This is a genomic window from Kribbella albertanoniae, assembly GCF_004348455.1.
In the GTDB taxonomy this organism is placed as follows: domain Bacteria; phylum Actinomycetota; class Actinomycetes; order Propionibacteriales; family Kribbellaceae; genus Kribbella; species Kribbella albertanoniae.
Genome location: NZ_SMKA01000165.1, coordinates 1 through 20795, shown reverse-complemented (window position 1 = coordinate 20795; position 20795 = coordinate 1). Strand labels below are relative to the sequence as shown.

At 68.4% G+C, this 20795-nt stretch carries 16 protein-coding genes; 9 read left to right on the top strand and 7 right to left on the bottom strand.

Annotated elements, in window-relative coordinates; all coding sequences use genetic code 11:
* Positions 1-170: 170 nt before the first annotated feature.
* A complete protein-coding gene (locus tag E1261_RS28595) occupies positions 171-488 on the bottom strand; it encodes an IucA/IucC family protein (protein ID WP_132411903.1) in 318 nt (105 codons plus the stop codon).
* 262 nt (positions 489-750) lie between these two features.
* On the opposite strand from E1261_RS28595, the gene E1261_RS28590 reads away from it, so the two are divergent.
* Genes E1261_RS28590 through E1261_RS28570 form a run of 5 tightly spaced genes read left to right on the top strand, consistent with a single transcriptional unit; the run spans position 751 to position 6209 of the window.
* A complete protein-coding gene (locus tag E1261_RS28590; RefSeq protein WP_132411901.1) occupies positions 751-2241 on the top strand; it encodes a sugar transferase in 1491 nt (496 codons plus the stop codon).
* Position 2242: 1 nt separating this feature from the next.
* Positions 2243-3172 carry a GDP-L-fucose synthase family protein gene (locus E1261_RS28585; RefSeq protein ID WP_132411899.1) on the top strand — a complete coding sequence of 310 codons (930 nt, stop codon included), beginning with the start codon at positions 2243-2245 and terminating at the stop codon, positions 3170-3172.
* Positions 3169-4158, top strand: coding sequence for a GDP-mannose 4,6-dehydratase (gene gmd, locus E1261_RS28580; RefSeq protein ID WP_132411897.1), 990 nt, complete (start codon positions 3169-3171; stop codon positions 4156-4158). Before E1261_RS28585 ends, gmd begins: the two co-directional genes overlap by 4 nt.
* Complete coding sequence (locus E1261_RS28575; RefSeq protein ID WP_132411895.1) at positions 4155-4931, top strand: WecB/TagA/CpsF family glycosyltransferase; 777 nt, start codon at positions 4155-4157, stop codon at positions 4929-4931. Before gmd ends, E1261_RS28575 begins: the two co-directional genes overlap by 4 nt.
* Before the next feature lie 9 nt (positions 4932-4940).
* Positions 4941-6209, top strand: a complete 1269-nt coding sequence (locus E1261_RS28570) for an MATE family efflux transporter (RefSeq protein ID WP_132411893.1) — start codon at positions 4941-4943, stop codon at positions 6207-6209.
* Positions 6210-6213: 4 nt separating this feature from the next.
* On the opposite strand, the gene E1261_RS28565 is transcribed toward E1261_RS28570, so the two are convergent.
* The 4 genes from E1261_RS28565 to E1261_RS28550 all read right to left on the bottom strand — a co-directional run bounded on the left by E1261_RS28565 (position 6214) and on the right by E1261_RS28550 (position 12117).
* Positions 6214-6417, bottom strand: a complete 204-nt coding sequence (locus E1261_RS28565; protein ID WP_132411891.1) for a hypothetical protein — start codon at positions 6415-6417, stop codon at positions 6214-6216.
* A 156-nt stretch (positions 6418-6573) separates the two neighbouring features.
* Entirely contained in the window at positions 6574-8097 is a 1524-nt protein-coding gene (locus E1261_RS28560) for a fibronectin type III domain-containing protein (RefSeq protein WP_238176487.1), read from the bottom strand.
* 151 nt (positions 8098-8248) lie between these two features.
* Complete coding sequence (locus E1261_RS28555; RefSeq protein WP_132411880.1) at positions 8249-9769, bottom strand: WD40 repeat domain-containing protein; 1521 nt, start codon at positions 9767-9769, stop codon at positions 8249-8251.
* 146 nt (positions 9770-9915) lie between these two features.
* Positions 9916-12117 carry a LamG-like jellyroll fold domain-containing protein gene (locus tag E1261_RS28550; protein WP_132411878.1) on the bottom strand — a complete coding sequence of 734 codons (2202 nt, stop codon included), beginning with the start codon at positions 12115-12117 and terminating at the stop codon, positions 9916-9918.
* Positions 12118-12425: 308 nt separating this feature from the next.
* Between E1261_RS28550 and E1261_RS28545 the strand changes: the two genes are divergently transcribed.
* Together E1261_RS28545 and E1261_RS28540 are read left to right on the top strand one after the other, a co-directional pair.
* Positions 12426-14051, top strand: coding sequence for a Wzz/FepE/Etk N-terminal domain-containing protein (locus E1261_RS28545; protein ID WP_132411876.1), 1626 nt, complete (start codon positions 12426-12428; stop codon positions 14049-14051).
* Positions 14052-14058: 7 nt separating this feature from the next.
* The gene (locus E1261_RS28540) at positions 14059-15423 is read left to right on the top strand and encodes an O-antigen ligase family protein (protein WP_238176486.1); all 1365 of its coding nucleotides are present in this window, start codon (positions 14059-14061) and stop codon (positions 15421-15423) included.
* On the opposite strand, the gene E1261_RS28535 is transcribed toward E1261_RS28540, so the two are convergent.
* Positions 15413-16963 carry a right-handed parallel beta-helix repeat-containing protein gene (locus tag E1261_RS28535; protein ID WP_132411874.1) on the bottom strand — a complete coding sequence of 517 codons (1551 nt, stop codon included), beginning with the start codon at positions 16961-16963 and terminating at the stop codon, positions 15413-15415. The genes E1261_RS28540 and E1261_RS28535 overlap by 11 nt on opposite strands.
* 65 nt (positions 16964-17028) lie before the next feature.
* Positions 17029-18435 (bottom strand): glucuronate isomerase, encoded by a 1407-nt coding sequence (gene uxaC / locus E1261_RS28530; RefSeq protein ID WP_132411872.1) that lies wholly within the window; start codon positions 18433-18435, stop codon positions 17029-17031.
* 155 nt (positions 18436-18590) lie between these two features.
* Between uxaC and E1261_RS28525 the strand changes: the two genes are divergently transcribed.
* Both E1261_RS28525 and E1261_RS28520 read left to right on the top strand, forming a co-directional pair.
* Complete coding sequence (locus E1261_RS28525) at positions 18591-19592, top strand: LacI family DNA-binding transcriptional regulator (RefSeq protein ID WP_132411870.1); 1002 nt, start codon at positions 18591-18593, stop codon at positions 19590-19592.
* A 12-nt stretch (positions 19593-19604) separates the two neighbouring features.
* Positions 19605-20795: mannitol dehydrogenase family protein (locus E1261_RS28520; protein ID WP_132411868.1), on the top strand; the 1191-nt coding region annotated here is incomplete at its 3' end.

The window sequence follows — 20795 nt, the reverse complement described above, 5'->3', positions numbered from 1 at the left end:
CCCCACCCCGCCCCTCGCCCGAGCTGTCGCTGTCGGTATCGGCCGGGCATCAGCGGAGCCGCCCTGCCAAAGAGCGGCAGCCATCTTCCGCAAAGGGGCTGTGCCCCCGGTGAACGTCGGCGCGGATACGGCCGGGGATCCTCCCCGAATCCATCGTCGAGGGTGCGCGGCTAGGCGGTTGCGCCGAGTAGGACCAGGTTGCGGTTGGCCAGTTCGCTGGCGCAGCGGGTGGCCAGGCGGTGGGCCCACTGCCTCGGGGGTACGGCGATGAGCTGGAACTCGGTGACGTCCAGACCTCGCTCGGCCAGCGTGGCCGCGAACTCGGCCTGCGATTCGGGGGCGAGCTCGGCGGTCGGTACGGTCTCGGCGAGGACGGCGCAGTTGGCCCGATCGCGGCGGGCGGCCAGCCACACCGGCGCCTCGGGGTCCGGTGCGTAGCCGCGGTACGCGTCGAGGCCGAAACCGATCAGGTCGTCGATCGTGGTCACTGGACTCCTTTGGTAGAGGTTGCGACTACTAGGTTAGGGTTACCTAATTCCGGAGTCCATTGACTGTCGTCCGGCTCACTCTGCAAGTTCTCTGCAACGGTTCCGCGTCGATGGTCGCAGTACACCGCAGCACGTAGTAACCTGCCGTGACTCGCCGTCAACATGCGGGTGAATTTTGAGAGCCAGGAAACCAGGATTTCACCGTCACTTAGTGCGGTGATCACCGTTTGACAGGTATGACGCGCAGACACGAGGAAGCGGAGTGAGCGGAGCTGAGGCGCCGGACGCGGTCGACGGCCGCCGTCCGCTCTGGGTGGTTCCGCATGAGGTTCCGGCCATCGTTCCCCGGTCGTCGCGCTCGACCGAACCCCGCTGGCTCGGGGTGTACCGCTGGGCCGCCGTCGGCGGTGACCTGCTGGCCGCGATGCTGGGTGTGTTCGTGGCGCTGCTGGCCCGGTTCGGTTCGGGTGTCGGCGGTGGCTATCTGATCGTGAGCAGCCTGCTGCCGCTGGCCTGGGTGGCCGCGGTCGCGCTGTCCAAGGGCTACGACCCCCGGTACTTCGGCACCGGGCCGGACGAGTTCCGGTCGCTGCTGCGGTCGGGGGTCGGGCTGACCGCGGCCGTGGCGATGGCGTCGTACGTGACGAAGACCGAGATCGCTCGCGGCTTCGTCGTACTGGCGATCCCGGTGATGTGTGCGGCTGCGCTCTGCCTGCGGTATGCACTGCGCAAGGACCTGCACCGGCACCGGGTTCGAGGTCGTTGTATGCATCGGGTTCTCGTGGTCGGGCACAGCGTCCCGGCCGCAACCTTGTGTGAGCATCTCGAGAGTCGGCCGACCGACGGGTTCCGGGTGGTCGCCACCTGCCGTCCGCGCGCCGAGGAGGTGACCGACGGTCCGCTGCACGCCGACGAGCTGGACGAGGCGGACATCCTGGCCGCTGCCGACCGGCACGCGGTCGAGGTCGTCGCCATCTCCACCGATCCCGAGCTGGTCGGTCACTCGCTGCGCCGGTTGTCGTGGGCGCTGGAGCAGCGCGGGATCGAGCTGATCGTCTCGCCGGGCATCATCGAGGTGGCCGGTCCGCGGATCTCGGTTCGCCCGGTCGCCGGCCTGTCGCTCCTGCACCTCGAGCGGCCCTCGGTCAGCGGTGGACCGCACCTGATGAAGGCTGTCTTCGACCGGGTCGTCGCGCTCGGCATGATCATCCTGCTGTCGCCGGTGCTGATCGGTCTGGCATTGGCGGTCCGGCTGTCCAGCCCGGGGCCGGTGCTGTTCCGCCAGCAGCGCGTCGGCCGCGCGGGTTCCGAGTTCACCATGCTCAAGTTCCGCAGCATGTATGCCGACGCCGAGCAGCGGCTCGGTGATCTCTTCGCCTTGAGCGACGGCAACGGCGTGATCTTCAAGATGCGCGACGACCCGCGGATGACCCCGCTCGGCCGCTGGATCCGGCGCTTCTCGCTGGACGAGCTGCCGCAGCTGTTCAACGTCCTCCGTGGTGAGATGTCGCTGGTCGGCCCGCGCCCGCCGCTGTCCGAGGAGGTCGCGCTGTACGCCGCCGACGACTCCCGCCGGATGCTGGTCAAGCCCGGCATCACCGGCCTGTGGCAGGTCAGCGGCCGCAGCGACCTGTCCTGGGACGAGTCGGTCCGGCTCGACCTCCGGTACGTCGACAACTGGTCGATGACGCTTGATCTACTGATTCTCTGGAAGACCGTGCGTGCGGTGATCTACGGCGCGGGAGCGTACTGACATGGACCTTGACGCGACCGTCTACGTGGCGGGCCATCGCGGCCTCGTCGGCTCCGCCATCTGGCGGCGGCTGGAGGCGGCCGGGCACACCCGGCTGATCGGTGCATCGTCGGCCGAGCTGGACCTGCGGGATCGCGATGCGACGTTCGCGTTCCTGGCCGAGCACCGGCCGGTGGTGGTGATCGACGCCGCCGCCCGGGTCGGCGGGATTCTGGCCAACCGTGATCACCCGACCGAATTCCTGAGCGACAACCTACGGATCCAGGTCAACCTGATGGACGCGGCCCTCGCCGTACGGACACCGCGGTTGCTGTTCCTCGGGTCGTCGTGCATCTATCCGAAGTACGCCGAGCAGCCGATCCGCGAGTCGAGTCTGCTGACCGGTGAGCTGGAGCCGACCAACGACGCCTACGCGATCGCGAAGATCGCCGGGATCATGCAGGTCCAGGCGGTACGGCGGCAGTACGGTCTGCCGTGGATCTCGGCGATGCCGACGAACCTTTACGGGCCGAACGACAACTTCGATCTGACGTCGTCGCATGTGTTGCCGGCGTTGATCCGCCGGTTCCACGACGCCAAGGTGAGCGGTGCGCCGGAGGTGGTGCTGTGGGGGAGCGGTACGCCGCGGCGCGAGTTCCTGCACGTGGACGACCTGGCCGACGCGTGCCTGCACCTGCTGGAGACGTACGACGAGCCGGAGCCGATCAACGTCGGTGTCGGCGAGGACGTGACGATCCAGGAGCTGGCCACGTTGGTCGCCCGCGTCGTCGGGTATGAAGGGGCTGTGAGCAACGATCTGTCCAAACCGGACGGGACGCCGCGCAAGCTGCTCGATGTGAGCCGGTTGCAGGCGTTGGGGTGGAAGCCGACCATCGACCTCTCCGACGGAGTGGCCGCCACCTACGCCTGGTACCTGGAGCACGCAGTATGAAGAAGGCTTTCGTCACCGGGATCACCGGGCAGGACGGGTCGTACCTGGCGGAGCTGTTGCTTGCCAAGGGCTACGAGGTGCACGGGCTGATCCGGCGCGCGTCGACGTTCAACACCAAGCGAATCGACCACCTGTATGAGGATCCGCATCAGACCGGGAAGCGCTTGTTCCTGCACTACGGGGATCTGACCGACGGTTCGCGGCTGGTGACGTTGCTGGCGTCGATCCAGCCGGCCGAGGTCTACCACCTGGCCGCACAGTCGCATGTGCGGGTGTCGTTCGACGAGCCGGAGTACACCGGCGACACGACCGGGATGGGTACGACGCGGTTGCTCGAGGCGATCCGGATGATCGGGCTGGATTGCCGGTTCTATCAGGCGTCGTCGTCGGAGATGTTCGGTGCGACGCCACCCCCGCAGAACGAGTCGACTCCGTTCTACCCGCGGTCGCCGTACGGGGCGGCGAAGCTGTACGGGTACTGGATGACCCGGAACTACCGCGAGGCGTACGACATGTTCGCGGTGAACGGGATCCTGTTCAACCACGAGTCGCCGCGGCGCGGTGAGACGTTCGTGACGCGGAAGATCACCCGGGCGGTGGCCGCGATCAAGCTGGGTAAGCAGGAGCGGCTGTATCTGGGAAATCTGGATGCGTGCCGGGACTGGGGGTATGCGCCGGAGTACGTCGAGGGGATGTGGCGGATGCTGCAGCACGACACTCCGGCCGACTACGTGATCGCGACCGGTACGTCGTACTCGGTGCGAGACTTCGTGTCCTCGGCGTTCGACCACGTCGGGCTGGACTGGGAGCAGTACGTCGATCACGACTCCCGGTACGAGCGTCCGACCGAGGTCGACTCGCTGATCGGCGACGCGTCGAAGGCGAACACCGAGCTGGGCTGGAAGGCCCAGACCCACGTGCCTGAACTGGTCCGCATCATGGTCGACGCGGACCTGGCCCTGCTGACCCCGGAGGACAACCGATGACCGATCTCGAGGCCCCTGCCACTGCAGCGGACCGGGTCGACGTACTCGGCATCCAGGTCAGCGTGACGAATCTCGATCACACCGTGGCGACGTTCGAGCGGTGGATCGACAACGGTGAGCGGCAGTTGGTGTGCGTCACCGACATGAACGCGCTGCTGCACGCGCGGGCGGACGAGCGGCTGACCGAGGTGTACAACTCCGCCGGCCTCGTCGTACCGGACGGCATGCCGCTGGTCTGGGCCGGCAAGAAGGCAGGCTTCGAGCAGATGGGCCGGGTAGCCGGGCCGGACCTGCTCGAGCGGGTGATGGCCGAGGCCGCCGAGCGCGGCTGGACGCAGTACTTCTATGGCGGTGCCGAGGGCGTGGCCGACGAGCTGCGGATGCGGTTCCAGGACCAGCACCCCGCGTTGAAGGTGCAGGGCGTCGAGTGCCCGCCGTACCGGGCGCTGACCGAGGCTGAGGACGCTGAGACCGTGGACCGGATGAACGCGGCGCGGCCGGACATCATCTGGGTCGGCCTCGGGGCTCCGAAGCAGGAGCGCTGGATGGCCGAGCACCGCGAGCGGCTGAACGCGGCGATCCTGATCGGGGTCGGTGCGGCGTTCGACTTCCACACCGGGCGGCTGGACCGTGCGCCGCTGTGGATGCAGCGTGCCGGGCTGGAGTGGAGCTACCGGCTCTACAAGGAGCCCCGGCGGCTGTGGAAGCGCTATCTGATCGGGATTCCGCGTTTCGGGTTCGGCGTGCTGCGCCGCCCGCCACGTGCTGTGTAACGTGCCAGGGTGAGGTTCCGGCGGCCGAAGTTACGTCGACTGGCCGGACCGGCCGGTCGCGCGGGCTGGGGCTTGGCCGACCAGGCCCTGTCCAGTCTGAGCAACCTGGCCGTCGGTGTGCTGGTGGCACGCTCCAGCTCAGTCGCTGACTTCGGTGTGTACGCGCTGGCCTTCGGCGGCTACACGATCGCCCTCAACGTCTCCCGCGCGGTCTCCACCGAGCCACTGGCCGTCCGGCACTCCACTGACGGCCGCACGCCAGCCTGGGAGCGTGCAGTGCGAGCCAGTACGGCGACCGCGCTGCTGATCGGCTTTCTCGGGCTACTGGTGGCGCTCGCGATCGCACTGTTCCCCGGTGTGCCGTCGCGCGGGGTACTGATCGCGTTCGCCATCACCATGCCGGGGCTGCTGCTGCAGGACGCGTGGCGCTGGGCGTTCTTCGTGGTGGGGGACGGCTACAAGGCGTTCCTGAACGACCTGATCTGGCTGCTGAGCATGCTCGCGATCTTCGGCGGGCTGTACCTGACCGACACCGCGTCCGCGTTCTCGATCACCTTCGCCTGGGGCCTGGGCGCGGTGATCGCTGCGGTCGCCGGTCGCTTCCAGACCGGGCTGGCGCCGCGACGGCAACTGATCAGGGAGTGGGTACGGCGGAACTGGGACCTGACCCCGAAGTACGTCGGCGAGATGCTGGCGATCTCCGGCACCATCCAGGTCTACATGCTCGGAATCACCGCAGCAGCCGGCTTGGCCGCCACCGCCGGCATCCGCGGTGCCCAGGTCCTGCTCGGTCCGGTGAACGTGCTCAACCAGGGCATCCGGATGATCTCGGTCCCCGAAGCAGGCCGCGCGCTGCGCCACTCCTACCGCAGGCTCTGGCTGGTCGGCCTGGCCATCTCACTGGGCGTAGGCGCCGGAGCACTCGCCTGGGGAGCCGTGTTCCTGCTGCTCCCACCGGTCGTCGGCCGCGAGCTGCTGGGACCAGGCGTCTGGGCGCAAGCACACGCCGTACTGATCCCAGTAATCCTGCTCCAAGCCTTCGGCGCCTCGAATGCAGGAGCCTTCGCAATCCTCCGCGCCCTGGCAGCCGCCAACCGCGGACTGGGCGTCCGCCTCGTCTCATCCGTCGCACTGATTGTCTGCGGCGTCGGAGGCGCCTTCCTGGACGGCGCCAGCGGTGCAGCCTGGGGCCTAGCCGGCGCCTCCTTCTGCACGCTCCTGCTCTGGTGGCACCAGGCCAACCGAGCCATAGCCGCCCACCGCCGAGCCAACGCCTGACCTACTACCTGTGGTCGAACATGCCCGCGAACTCGGTGGGCGTGACCGGCACGTCGCCGCAGCGCAGCTGGGCAGCCACAGTAAGCGTGAACGACGCAGCAGTCGTCCACAACCGCGCCCCGGGCCGATGCAGCCCAATCAACAGCGCAGTCGCAAGTGCCGCTCCTGCCACGGCCGTACCGATCAGCTGCAGAGTCCGACGTGTCATAGGAACAGCATCCCGAAGAGCAACCGGTCGCAGCATCGGCCAATGGAACTCACTTGCCGGTACGACGTACGACTCCGGTATGACGCCGGTCGCTCCCAATGGACCGCAACGACTGAGCCCCCGGCCTGGTAGGGCCGGGGGCTCGAATCGGTGGAGCTACTTGACGGTGATGGTGCTGTAGCCGCCGCGGACGGTGTTCTTTCCGTCGGTGACCTCGATGCGGTACATCTGCGAACCGAGCGGTGCGTTGGGGTCGGTCAGCGTGATGCTGGGCCGGCTCCAGAAGGTTGAGTTCGCGGTGGTGGTGGCGACGACCACGTTCGTCGAGCCGCGCAGGAGGCGGTAGGTGAGCGTGATGTCGTCGTTGTCCAGTGACGTCTGGACGGTGGCCTTGACCTGCTTGGTGACGGTGTTGGACAGCGTCGGCAGGACGGGGCCGAGCGGGACAGCGCCGTTCCCGAGGTTCGTGAAGCGGGTCAGGCCCTGCTGACCGGCGCCGTTCACCTTGGTGAAGTCACCGCCGACCCACAGGTCCTGGCCACCGGTCGCCGAGACCAGCGGGCCGACCTGCGTCGGGGCCGCGGCGTTGGTGTTCGGGAACCAGGGCCCGATCTTGCCGTCGGCCGGGTTCTGCAGCAGCAGGTAGTGGTTGCCGGTGCCCTCCGGGAACGCCGGACCGGCCGTGGCCGCGCTGCAGTCGTGGGCGTGCGAGCCCTTGAAGAGCCAGCCGTTCACCATCGTGATCGCCTCGGTGGCGCCCAGGCAGGTGTTCTTCCAGACCAGGTTGCCGGTGGCAACGTCGGCCGCCCAGGTGCCGTCGAAACAGCCGCCGCCGTCACCGGCGTTGGCGAAGTAGACCTTGGTGCCGACCGTCTCGATGTCCTTGACCCGGCTCTTGCAGGTCGTGGTCGGGCTCGGTACGGCGGAGGCCGCGGAGAACGGCAGGATCGCACCGGTCGAGTTGTTCACACTCGCCACGGCCCACCGGCTGGTGGTGCCGATCTTGGTGAAGGTGCCACCCAGGTAGACCTTGGAGTTGTCGTCGGCCGCGTCGATCGCGTACACGTCGGCGTCGGCGTTCGGGTTCCAGGGCAGCAGGGTGCCGTCAACCGTGCTGATCGCCGCCGCGCGGTTGCGGGCGACGCCGTTGACGAGACCGAACGAACCACCGAAGTACAGGCTGTTGCCGCCGATGGCGAGCGTCTTGACCCGGTACGAGACGCTGGGCTTGATGTTCGCGATCAGCGCGCCGGTGGTGGAGTCGAAGGCGGCCACCCGGTTCCGGGTGACTCCGTCGACCTTGGTGAAGTCACCGCCGATGTAGATCTTCGAGCCGTCCGCCGACGCGACGATCGACCAGACGACGCCGTTCAGCACGTGGTTGAACGAGGTGTCGAGCGCACCGGTGGTCTGGTTGAACGCGGCCAGGTACGTCCGGCTGGTCTGGCTGGCGCCCGGGGCGGCGCCCGGCGGACGCACGTTCAGGAAGCGGCCACCGACGAACGCCTTGTTCTTGGCGACCGCCAGACCGAGCACACTCGCGTCGGTCTGCCAGGCACTCGCCGGGAGCGCGGTGAGCGGGCCACCGGTGGTCACTGCGGTTTGAGCCGGCTGCAGGGCGATCAGGAGCCCGGCAACGCCGAGACCTGCCGCGCTGAGCGCAGCGATAAGTTTCCTCACTTTTATGAACCCCCCTCGGGTTCAAATGTAGATCGGCCACCCCCGTGTGGCCTATGGGTGAAGCTGGGCGGGTACTGCGGGGTATTGGGGGACCGGCAGGCGGCCGGTGGGCGAGTGCGAATGGGGCTGCCTGTCCGGCAACCCCATGGTTCTACTGGACCTTAACGGTCGCTGTCGAGCTTTTGACGGTATTTCGGTCGTCGGTGACCACGATCCGGTAGCCGACCGTCTGGCCGGACTTCACCCCGGTGTCGGTCACCGTGTAGGACTTCCGCTTGTCCCAGTAGTACGAGTTGTACTTGTAGGACCCGATCCGGGTGTTACCGCGGAAGACGTTGTACGTCAGCGTGATGTTGTCGAGGTCGTAGACATCGGTGAACTTGACGGTGACCTTGGCCTTGCCGGCGGTCAGCGCGGGAGCCTTCGGTACGGCGGGAAACGCGCCACCCGGCGCACTGCTGAAGCGGGTGAGTCCCTGCTGGCCCTTACCCGCGACGTGCAGGAAGTCGCCGCCGGCCCACAGGCCGGTGCTGTCACCGGCGAACGCCAGCGGGCCGACCTTCGTGGTGCTGTTCTGGTCGGCGTCGGTGTTCGGGAACCAGGGGCCGATCTTGCCGTTGGCAACACTCTGGGTCAGTAGGTAGTGCGTGCCGGTGCCGTCGCCGAACGAGCCGTCCCGGCTGCAGTCGTGCGCGTGCGAACCCTTGTAGAGCCAGCCGTCGATCGCCTTGAGCGCCTCGTTGGCGCCCAGGCAGTGGCTCTGCCAGAGCATCTTGCCGGTGGTGGCGTCGGCGGCGATGATCCCGTCGTAGCAGCCGGGGCCGTCACCACCGTTGCCGATGAAGACGCGGTTGCCGAGGGTGTCGATGGCCTTGACCCGGGTCGTGCACTCCCAGGTCGGCTCCGGAATCCCGTCCGCGGCGGGGAACGCGAGCGCGGCCCCCGTCGTACTGTTCACCATCGCCACCGAGTAGTGATCGCGGCTGTTGATCTTGGTGAACGGCCCGCCGACGAACACCCGGGTGCCGTTGTCGGAGGTGGCGATCGCGTAGACGTCGTCGTCGGCGTTCGGGTTCCACTTCAGCAGTGCACCCGTGCTGAGGGTGACGGCACCGACGCGGTTGCGGACCTGGCCGTCGATCTTGGTGAACGCGCCACCGATGAAGACGCTGTTGCCGTAGATGGCCAGGGTCTTCACCCGCGCCGCGACGACCGGATCCCAGCTTGCGGCGAGCGCGCCGGTTGCGGCGTTGAAGAGGGCGACCTTGCTGCGCTTGACGCCGTTGACCGTGGTGAAGTCGCCGCCGAGCACCACCCACTTGCCGTCCGGGCTGGTCGCGATGCTGTAGACCGCGCCGTTCAGCTTCGGGGCGAAGGTGGTCGGGGCGCCGGTGGTCTTGTTGAAGGCCGCGACGTACGTGCGGACCGACTCCCGCTGTCCCTTGGCCGCGCCCGGCGGGCGGATCCTGGTGAAGATGCCACCGGCGAACACCGTGTTGCCGGCGATCGCGAGCGCGTTCACGCTGGCGTTCGTCTGCCAGGCCGTCTGCCGCACCGCGGAGACCGCTGAGCCGAAGCCCTTCGACGCAGCCTCGACCGGCGGGCCGGACGGAATCAGCGCCGCCGCGACAACGGCCGCCGCGGTGACGAGGGCCAGAACTAGCTTCTTCATCAAGTTCCTTATGACTGGGCGGGGGATCAGTCGACGGCACGTGCCGCACTACGCACCAGTTGCGGACACTAGCGTTGCGGGAGGCCGGCGGGAAACCGACCCCCCTCCGCGTTATGACTTTGTGCTACAACTCCCCGACAGAATGCTCATCGAGCAGCGTAGTGGCCCTGCACCTGCGCCGGACTGAGGGCATAGGGGTAGACGGCCGCTTCGTCGATGCCGAGACCGGTCTGGGTGGCCCCGCCGCCCGTCCACGCGCTCGTGTTGTCGTAGCCGATGCGCCACCAGCCGTAGTACAGCGCCGCCGTACCGGTGCTGGTGCTGCCGACCAGCATCCCGTCGACGTACAGCTTCAGCAGGCCGTTGTCGAAGGTGCCGGCCACGTGGTGCCACTGGTTGTCGTTCTTGCCCGACGGGCTGGTCACGGTCCGCTGAGCGCCGTCGTTGACGCCGAACAGGATCGCGCCGTTCGAGCGCATGTAGAGCATCCGGTCGCCGCCACCGACGCTGTTGCCGGTCTTGGAACTACCGAAGCCGATGATGCGGCCGCCGCGCGTCGAGCTCTGCTTGACCCAGGCCTCGACAGTGAACTGCTGCGGCATGCTGTAGGCCTTCTCACCGACCATCCGGCCGCTGCTCGAGCTGGTGGACGCAGCGGTGTTCCCGGCGATCGCACCGCTCGCGCCGAGCGCCATGCCGGTGAACGTGCCGTTGTTGCTCTGACTGGACGAGTCGACCGAGGTCGTCGTACCGGAGGGCTCGCCGAGGCGCCAGTACGCCTGCGGGCCGTCAGAACTGATGATCTGGTCGTACGCCGTCGACTTCGCGCTCGCCACTGTCACCGGGTCGGAGTAGTTGCCGCGCAGCGTCGTCGTACCGTCGGTGACCTCGACCCGGTAGTTGGTGGACTCGCCCGGGGTCACGGCGGTGTCGGTGTAGTGCAGCCAGGGGCGGTCCCACGGCGTCGACTTGGCAGTCCAGGTCGCAATGGTGGTGTTGCTGAAGCCCTTGAGCAGGCGGTAGGTCAGGGTGCTGTCGTCGTTGTCGACCACAGTCGGGAAGTGGATCTGTACAGTGCCCGGCTCGACGCTGTACGGCGTCAGCTTGGCTGGCTTCGCCGGTGCGGCCCCCGGACTCGCGTTGGTGAAGCGAGTGAGGCCCTGCTGAGCGACGCCGTTCGAGGTGGTGAAGTCGCCGCCGACCCACAGGTCGCTGCCGCCGGTCGCGAACGCCAGCGGTCCGACCTCGGTGGGCGCGCCCGCGTTGGTGTTCGGGAACCACGGGCCGAGTGCGCCGTCGGACAGCTTCTGGCTGAGCAGGAAGCGGTAGCCGAAGCCCTGCGGGAAGCCGCCGGCGCCCTGGTTCGCACAGTCGTGGGCGTGCGAGCCCTTGTAGAGCCAGCCGTTCACGACCTTGACCGTCTCGGTCGCGCCGAGGCACTGGTTCTTCCACTTCAGCTCATTGGTCGCGATGTCCGCGGCCCAGGTGCCGTCGAAACAGCCACCGCCGTCACCACCGTTCCCGAAGTAGACGGTGTCACCGCTGGCATCGATCGACTTCACGCGGGTCGTGCAGGAGCCGTTAGGAGGCGGTACGGCGGACGCTCCGGGGAAGGGGAGTACCGCGCCGGTCGCCGGGTCGAGGCTGGCCACGGTGTTCTGGCTGGTGCCGTTGACCTGGCTGAACTGGCCCCCGGCGTACACCTTGGAGCCGTCGTCGGCGGCGTCCACTGCGTACACGTCGCCGTTGACGGCTGGTGCGAACGGCAGCAGCGTGCCGGTGTCCGCGGTCACCGCGGCGAGCCGGGGCCGGTCCTGGCCGTTCACGAGGCCGAACGAACCACCGAAGTACACGGTGTTGCCGGAGACGGCGATCGTCTTGACCCGGTAGGAGACGCTCGGCTTCCAGCTCGCGACGAGCGCGCCGGTGGCGGTGTCCAAGGCGGCGATCCGGTTCCGGGTGACGCCGTCGACCGTGGTGAAGTCGCCGCCGACGAAGATCCGGGAACCGTCGGCGGACGCAGCCACGGCGTACACCTGGTCGTTGAGGACAGGTGCGAACGAGCTGACCAGCGCGCCGGTGCCCTGGTCGAAAGCGGCCAGATAGGCCTGCGCGACCTCACTGGTCCCAGCGGCCGCGCCTGGCGGTCGGACGCTGGTGAACCGGCCTCCGGCGTACGCCTTGCCGGCTGCGACGGTCAGACCCTGCACACTGGCGTTGGTCTGCCAGACCGGGCTGTCCGTGGCCGACAGCGAGGCCTCGATGCTCTGTGCCGAGGGCGCGTAGACCAGCGACCCGGCGACCAATGCTGCGGCGATGGCAATGGGCGCAACGAACCATCTCTTCATACGGCGATGTCCCCCTCGGACATGAACGGTCCCTCACGCCCCCGCGCGACCTTGGGAAGAGAGTAGCGCCCCGCGTCGAAAGTTCTTTGGCGCTTGCGGCGCCCAGGCACGCACCTCGCGGCGTCGGAGGAACAGCCACGATGGAAAAACATCGAGGCTGCCCCTCCGCCACCACGATGCACGCACCTGAACACCGCAATCACTCAAACAACTTCCGACGCGGGGCGCTGGGGCACAGAGCGAGACCGACTCGCCACGCCTTGCCGTCGTGGCTATCCTGAGGCGCTGGTCGACGGAATGAGGTAGGGATGGAACCGGGCACTGTGGTCTGGCGGGAAACCGCTCAGTCACTGCTACGGCAGAAGTGGCTGATCATGGCCTGCATCGTGCTCGGTCTGATCGGGGCATCGGTCTTCGCGCTGTCCCAGACCCAGCGCTGGACGGCGTCCAGCCAGCTCGTCATCGGCCCCGCGGTCCCGCCGGCTCTGGTCGGGAAGCTGCCGAGCAGCACCGACAAGACCGGTCCGCTCGGTATGGATCTGCCGGCCGAGACCCAGGCGCGGGTGATGGCCAGCCCGCGGTTGCTGCGCGCGGTCGCCACGTCGCTGGGGCTGCCGACCTCCGACGAGACCATCCAGGACCTCACCGCCGTGACCCGGGTGAAGGCGGTCACCGACAACGCGTACCTGGTGACCACCGACGGGCCGACCGCGGCTCAGGCGGTCCAGCGCGCGAACGCGATCGCGACGACGTACTTGAAACAGCGCAACGACGCGGCGAAGGCGTTGCTGACCACACTGGCCAGCCAGGCGCAGGACCGCGCGAAGACGGCGACCGCGCAGTCGCGGTCGCTGGTCAGCCAGATCGACGAGGCTGTTCAGCGCGGCGATACCCAGACGGCGAGCCAGTTGCGTGACCAGCGGGTCGGGCTGGCGACCGAGGCCCGGCAGGCGGCTGACGATGCGGCGGCCATGCGGAAGGCTCTGACCGGCGTTGGCGCTGGGAGTGAGCTGGTGACCCCGGCCACGACCGACACCGCGTCCTCGTCCCCGATGGTGGCGCGGGACATCCTGGTCGGCGGCATCCTCGGGCTGGTGCTCGGGTTCGGTCTGGCCTTGCTGCGGTCGCACCTGACGCCGTACATCCTGACCCGCGACCAGGCGGCCCGCGCCTCGAGCTCGCCGGTGATCGCGGCCTCCGAGGGGAACCGGCGGCGCTTCTGGCACCGGTCCGCTCCGGAGCTCCCGCAGTACGAGATCACTGCGCTGGGCGCCGAGGCCAGTGGTGCGCTGGCCCGGCGTGAGATGAATCCGCGCGGCTTCGCCGGTGGCGGCGCTGGTGCGCTGCTTGTTGTCTCCGCGTCCATGAGCCCGAATGCGGCTGGTATCGCGCTGGCGATGGCCGAGGCGAACGCCCGCGACGGCCGGGAGACGCTGCTGGTCCTTGCCGACGTCGAAGGTACGCCGGTTCTTCCGCACGTGACCGGTCATGAGGGCCTGACCGACCTCGTCGTCGAGCCGGCCGCGACCCGCGCGATCCGGGCCCGCAAGCTCTTCCGCCCCGGCACGGTCGCCGACTTGTACGTTCTGCCGCCCGGCCTGAACCACGAGGAGACCGCGTCCGCGGTCGGCCCGTCGCTGGTTCCGGGCATCATCGCCGACCTCCCGCCGGGCTACTCGGTCGTCATCCACGGCCCTGCGGCTGTCGGTCGGCACGGCATCTCGCCGCTCGCCGCCGCCGTCGAGGCCTCCGTCCTCGTGGTGCAGGTCGGCCACGACAAGGAGATGGACGTCGCCCGCCTCACCGCGGCTCTGCACTACGCCGGCGCCCCAGTGCTCGGTGTCGTGCTGATCGGCGCTTCCGACCACGACGAGACGCTCGGCATCCCGCTCAACTACACGCCGACCGAATCTCCCACCCCCCACATCCGCTGACCGCGCCATGCAACGAGGCGCAGAGCTGTTCCGGAGGGGAGCGGAGTACCGGGTCGGACGTGGCTGGGGGCCGCGGCGCGACCGGCTGGCGCAGGCGGTCCCGGGGACGGTCGAGACGCCACTGGAGAAGCCGGCCTGGTTCTGGTTGATGCTGTGGTGCCTGTTCGTACTCGGTGTGCAGCCTTGGTCGTCGCGGGTGGCTGCACCGCAGGGGACGACCGGCTCCACCAACAGCGTGATGAAGGGCCTGCTGCTCGGCGCGATCTTCCTGATCGCTCTGGCCGCCACCAAGCCCGGCTTCCGGACGCGCGTCAACCCGACCGGCAGCCTCTACGTCCTGTACGTGCTGTTCGCGACCGCGACAGCGTTCCTGCTGGCTGAGCCGCTCGGTCCGCTGACTCGGCTGGCTCGGTTCCTGATCGGTCTCGTGCTGGTGTTCCTGCTGTGGCGTCCGCTGGTGCAGGTGCCGGAGCGGCTGGTCCGCGCTCATCTCTGGGCGCACATCTTGTTGGCCACCACCGTGGTCGCGAGCCTGGCCTATGCGCCGAGCCAGGCGTGGCGACCGTTGAGCGCCTTCGGTACCGGCTATCGCCTGCAGGGCGTCATCATCCCGATGCTGCCGCCGCGGGTCGGCGAGGTCGGCGCCATCATGCTCGGGCTGGCGCTGATCGGCTTCATCTGCAAGAAGCTGTCGCTCTTGCCGTCCGCAGCTTTGATCGGACTCGGCGTCATCCTGATTGCGGCCAGCCGCACTCGGACGTCCGCTGCCGCGATCGCCTTCGGTCTGGTGCTTGCGCTGCTGCTCACGCGGAAAACGTGGTTCGGCCGGCTCGCGACCCTCGGCGTACCGGCTTTGCTCGCTTTGGCGTTCTTGACGATCGGGTCTCTGCACACCTGGCTGCTGCGTGGCCAGGGTAGCCGCCAGATCAGCTCACTGAGTGGGCGTACGACGAGCTGGCAGGCCGTGCTTGACGAGAAGGTCTCGATCCAGACGGCGATCATCGGCCATGGGCTCGGCAACAAACGCGTGCTGCTGCGGCGTGGTGAAGGCGATATCGACGTGATGGCCATCGACAACAGCTGGCTGGGCCTGTACTGGGAGACCGGGCTGCTGGCGGTGAGCATCGTTGCGCTGGCGGTGCTGCTGGCCTGGATTGCCGTGCTGCGCGCGCCGACGCCGTACATCCGAGCTTGTGGTGCGTTGCTGATGGGGTATGTCAGTGCGGCGTCGTTGAACGAGAGCGGTTTGTCGGACCTGTCGTCGATGACTGTGCATCTGTTGGTGGCTGCTGCGATCTGCGACGCGGACCGGATCCGACATCGATCCAGACCGCCCGTTGTTGTCGGGACGGTGACGGCGGTCAGCCGGTGACCGAGTCCTGGTCGAAGCCGGCTTCTTGCCACTGTGGCCAGGTCAGGGACTTGCCGCGGTAGGCGAAGCGGGTGCTGCCGGGGATCCGGTAGTTGTTGCGGCGGAACGTGATGGCGCCGGATGTGGTGGGGGAGCCCTTGTTCTCGACCACGCCGGTGCTGGACCCGTCGTCCTTCAGGACGATCAGGTTGCCTTCCACGATCACGTCGCTGAGCACGTAGCGCCCGCGCGGGCCCTCGCCGCGGGTGCGGGACTGGATCGAGATGCCGTTGCGGTTGTCCTTCACCAGGTTGCCGCGGACCTGGACACCGGCGGAGGTGTTCACGTTGATCCCGCCGCCGTCCCACAGGCTCCCGCCGGAACCGCGGCCGGTGCCGAACCCGTTGCCCTCGACAACATTCTTCTCGATCACGCCGGCGTAGCTGATCTCGTACCGGATCCCGTCGGCCGCGTTGTCCCGGATCCGGTTCGCGCTGATCCGGCGGTCGTACTCGGCGATGTCGCTCCACAGCCCGACCCCGCGATTGCCGATGATGTCGTTCCCGGAGACCTCGCCGGAGGATCGGGTGGACTTGATCCCGCCGGACTCCCAGTCGGCGATCCAGAACCCGTCGGTGTTGTTGCGGGTGACCAGATTCGCGGTCACCTTTGCGTCGGCCGACTTGTACTGCCCGAGGCCGAGCTGGCCGTTGTCGGCGATCGTGTTCCGGCTGACCTGCGCGCCGTCGGCCTCGATCAGCATCACGCCGACCGCATGATTCCAGCGCACCTCGTTCCCGGTGATCCGCCAGCCGCGGCCGGCCTCCAACGCCCCGCCCTGCGGACGTGACGCGAAGTGCTCGATCGTCAGGCCGGTGATGGTGACCCGCTCGGCGCTGCTCACGAACGCGGCGGTCGTCCGGGACATCTCGACAGCCCGGCCGCTCGGGTCGTCTGCGACGTACACGGTGTTGGTGTCGTAGTCGCCGTAGAAGGTCCCCGGTTGCAGGTCCTTTGCGCTCATCACCCGGGTGAGGTGCTGGCCATCGAAGAACAGTTGCTCGCCGCGCTGGCAGGGGTTGGTCCGGTTGTCCTCGCACTGCCCCTTGAGCGGGTACGCCGCCGGTAGGACCCCGCGCACCACCCAACGACTGCCGTCCCGCGTCCACCCGGTCAGCTGCTTCGAGCCTGTCAGTACGACGTCCGGCCCACCACCGAATCGGTCGCCCTCACGCGGTTCGATCGGCTTGCTGATCCGGTGCAGCCCCTTCGCGAAGCAGTACGTCGTCCCGGCCGGGTGCTCGCCGATCACCTGCTGTGGGTCCGCGCCGACCGGAATGTCCACACCGCTGCACGCCTTCGCGGTACTAGGCCCGGTCGGCCCGAGTACGGCGGCCGCCGCTGCCGGTGGTGCCGTCGGCACGGTCACAGTGGTCGTCACCGTGCCGGCGTTCCCCGGGCCGTCGTTGCTGCTCGTGCATCCACTGAGCAGCAACGCGAACCCGGCCAATACCGCTGCCGATCGAAGAGGGACGCCGCCCACGATGACCCGACGCCTCATCCAACGTTCCTTCCAGCTCACCCTTGCCACAGATCCAACACCGCAAGATTCGCTGGAGACTACCCCTAGCCCAGGTACGTGTCCTTGGCGAGGTTGTAGGCCAGGTCCTGCGCGACCTCGAACGCGTCCTCCTCATCCAGCCGGTGCTGCACGACGAGGTCGGCCAGATAGCCCGCGTCGATCCGTCTGGCGAGGTCGTGTCGTGCCGGAATCGACAGGTACGCACGGGTGTCGTCGACGAAGCCGGAGGTGTTGTAGAAACCGGCCGTCTCGGTCACCAACTCCCGGAACCGCCGCATCCCACCAGGACTGTCCAGGAACCACCAGGGTGCTCCGAGCCGGACCGCCGGATAGACACCGGCCAGCGGCGCGAGCTCCCGCGAGTACGTCGTCTCGTCCACAGTGAACAGCACGATCCGGAAGCCCTCCGCATGCCCGAACCGCTCGAGCAGCGGCCGCAGCGAGCGGGTGAACTCGGTCGTCACCGGGATGTCGTGCCCTTGATCCGGCCCGTACGCCGCGTGGATCGCCGGATCGTGGTCCCGCAGCACGCCGGGGTGCAGTTGCATGACCAGCCCGTCCTCGGCCGACATCACCGCCGACTGGAACAGCATGTGCCCGGCGAACACCGCCGCATCCTCGGCCGACACCTGGCCCTTGAGCGCCTCGGCGTAGATCCGCTCGGCCTCCGCGTCGGACAGCGGTGTCGCCGCCGCGCTGAAATGCCCGTGGTCGGTGGCCCGGGCCCCCGCCTGCACGAACACCTGCCGCCGCTTCCGGATCGCCTCCAGATAGCCGCCGTACGTCGAGGTGTCGACCTCGGCGAGGCGGCCGAGCTGCTCGGCCAGGTAGGCCCAGCCGGGCCGGTCGAGGTGGACGACGGCATCGGGCCGGAAGGTCGGGATCACCCGTCCGGGCAGCTCCGCTTCGACCTGTTTGTGCAGGGCGAGGTCGTCGGTCGCGGCATCGGTTGTGGACAGCAGCTCGATCCGGAAGCGGTCGAGCAACGCCCGCGGACGGAAGTCGGGCTCGGCGATCCGCGCGGAGATCTGGTCGTACAGCTCGTCGGCGGTCTCGGACGACGGGTGAACGGACAGCCCGAGCACCTCGGCGAACTCGTGCTCCAGCCAGTACCGGCTCGGTGTCCCGCGGAACAGATGCCAGTGCGCGCAGAACTCGCGCCAGACCTCCCGCGGGTCAGCGGTGTGCGAGCCGTTACGGCGGGGGAGACCTAGCCGATCCGGCGAGACGCCCTGGGAGACGAGCATCCGGGTGACGTAGTGGTCCGGGATCACCAGCAGCTCGGCCGGGTTGCCGAACGGTGCATCGGCGGCGAACAAGCTGATGTCGACGTGCCCGTGCAGGCACAGCAGAGGCAGATCCTTCGTCGACGCGTGGATCCGGCGGGCCAGGTCGCGGGACTCACCGGCCGGCAGGGCGCGATCGGGATGGGGCTGCAGGGCCTTGGGCATGAGGGCCTCCTCGACTGCGATGATCGACTGCGACGGATACCGCAAAGGATTGCAGTCCTTGGCTGACAAGGCAAATTGATGCTTTCAGGGTGTGATTTGACAGTGAGTTGCAACGGATTGCAGACTGAGGCGATTCCCGGCTGGAGGAGGTGGCGATGCCCGCGACGCTTCGTGATGTGGCCCGGCTCGCCGGGGTGTCTCCGTCCACCGTGTCCCGCGCGCTCTCGTTGCCGGACATGGTGAATGTGGACACCCGCGCCCGGGTGGCTGTCGCCGTCGAACGGCTCAGCTACGAGCCGAACCGGGCCGCCCGCGGCCTCATCACCGGCCGCACGGGGAACGTCGGCCTCGTCGTCCCCGATGTCGCCAACCCGTTCTTCGCGAGTGTGGTCAAGGGCGTCCAGGCCCGGGCCCGCCAGGACGACGTCGCGGTCTTCGTCGCCGACACCGACGAGGAGCCCGCGGTCGAGGCGCGCCTGTTCCGGGCACTGGCCAAACAGGTCGACGGCCTGATCCTCTGCTCACCACGATCGAGCGCCGAGGACCTCTCCGCGATCGCCGCGGAGACGAACGTCGTGCTGATCAACCGGGGCGTCCGCGGCCTCACCGGCATCATCTTCGACGACGAGGATGCGATGCGGCAGGCAATGGCGCACCTGGCCGCGCTCGGGCATCGCCGGATCGCCTGGGTCAGCGGTCCGGAGGCATCCTGGTCGAGCCAGCACCGCACGGCCGGTCTGCGCGCCGCCGCCACGGCCCGGGGCGTCGAGCTGATCGAGGTCGGAAGCTTCGCGCCCACCTACGAAGGCGGTGTCGCCGCAGCGGATCAGGCCGTCGCCACCGAGGCAACTGCCGTGGTCGCGTACAACGACCTGATCGCGATCGGTCTGCTGTCCCGCCTGCACGCGCGGGGGATTTCGGTGCCGGACGACCTCAGCGTGCTCGGGGTCGACGACGTCGAGATGTCCCGGATGGCGATCCCGGCGCTCAGCACGATCCGCATGCCGCAGCAACGAGCCGGTCAGATCGCCGTCGAGACACTGCTCGGGCTGATCACGATGCCGGAGGCCATGCCACCGCTCCGCCGGAGCAACGCACTGACCGGCGAGCTGATCGTCCGCAACTCCACCGGCCCGGCACCGTCCCCCAAAGGCTGAAAGAGGTCACCCGTGAACAGGTTGAGTCTCGCCCACCTGCCCGTCGCTCCCGCCGTCGATCCGCGATCCCTGTCGGTCGGCGTCGTACACCTCGGCCTCGGTGCCTTCCACCGCGCCCACCAGGCCGTGATCACCGAGCGCGCGGCAGCGCTGACCGGCGACACCCGCTGGGGCATCAGCGGCGTCAGTCAACGCTCAGCCACCGTCCGCGAGCAACTGGCCCCACAGGACGGTCTGTACGCCGTTCTCGAGCGTGGTGCCGGCGATCCGACGATCCAGGTGATCGGGAGCATCCGTGAGGTGCTCACCGCGCCGGAGGACCCGGAGGCGGTCGTCGCGCGGATCGCCGACCCGTCGGTCTCGGTCGTCACGCTGACGGTGACCGAGAAGGGCTACCGCGCCAAGAACGGCGCGCTCGATCTGGACGACCCAGAGATCCAGGCCGACCTCACCGGCCGGCCGCCGCGGACCGTCGTCGGTCAACTGGCCGCCGCGCTGGCTCGACGCAACGAGCCGCTGACGATCGTCTCCTGCGACAACTTGGTGGCCAACGGCCCCTTCTTGCGCCGGTTGGTCGCGGAGTACTTCGAGGCACTCGGCAAAGTGCCTGAGGTGTTCGAGGCATCCCGCTTCCCCGCGAGCATGGTGGACCGCATCGTCCCCGCGACCACCGATGCCGATCGCGACGAGGCCGCCCGACTCCTCGGCGTACGGGACGAAGCGGTCGTGGTCGCGGAACCGTTCCTGCAATGGATCATCGAGGACGACTTCGCCGGTGCACGTCCGGCCTGGGAGCAGGCCGGTGCAGTACTGACCAGTGACGTGGCGCCCTGGGAGCAGGCGAAACTCCGCATCCTCAACGCCGCCCACTCGATGCTCGCCTACCTCGGCGCCCTCCGCGGCTACGAGACCATCGCCGAAGCAGTCCGCGACGAAGAGCTCGCCGCCCTCGCCCATACCCTCATCACCGACGATGCCATCCCCACCCTCACCCCACCTGACGGTCTCGACCTCTCGTCGTACGGCGCCACCGTCCTGGAGCGCTTCGCCAACCCGGCCCTCAAGCACCGGACGACTCAGGTAGCCATGGACGGTTCCGTCAAACTCCCTGTTCGCCTCCTGGGCACAGTAGAAGACCGCCTAGCTGCCGGCGCCGAACCCACCACCCTGGCCCTGGCCGTAGCCGCCTGGATGGTCTACGCC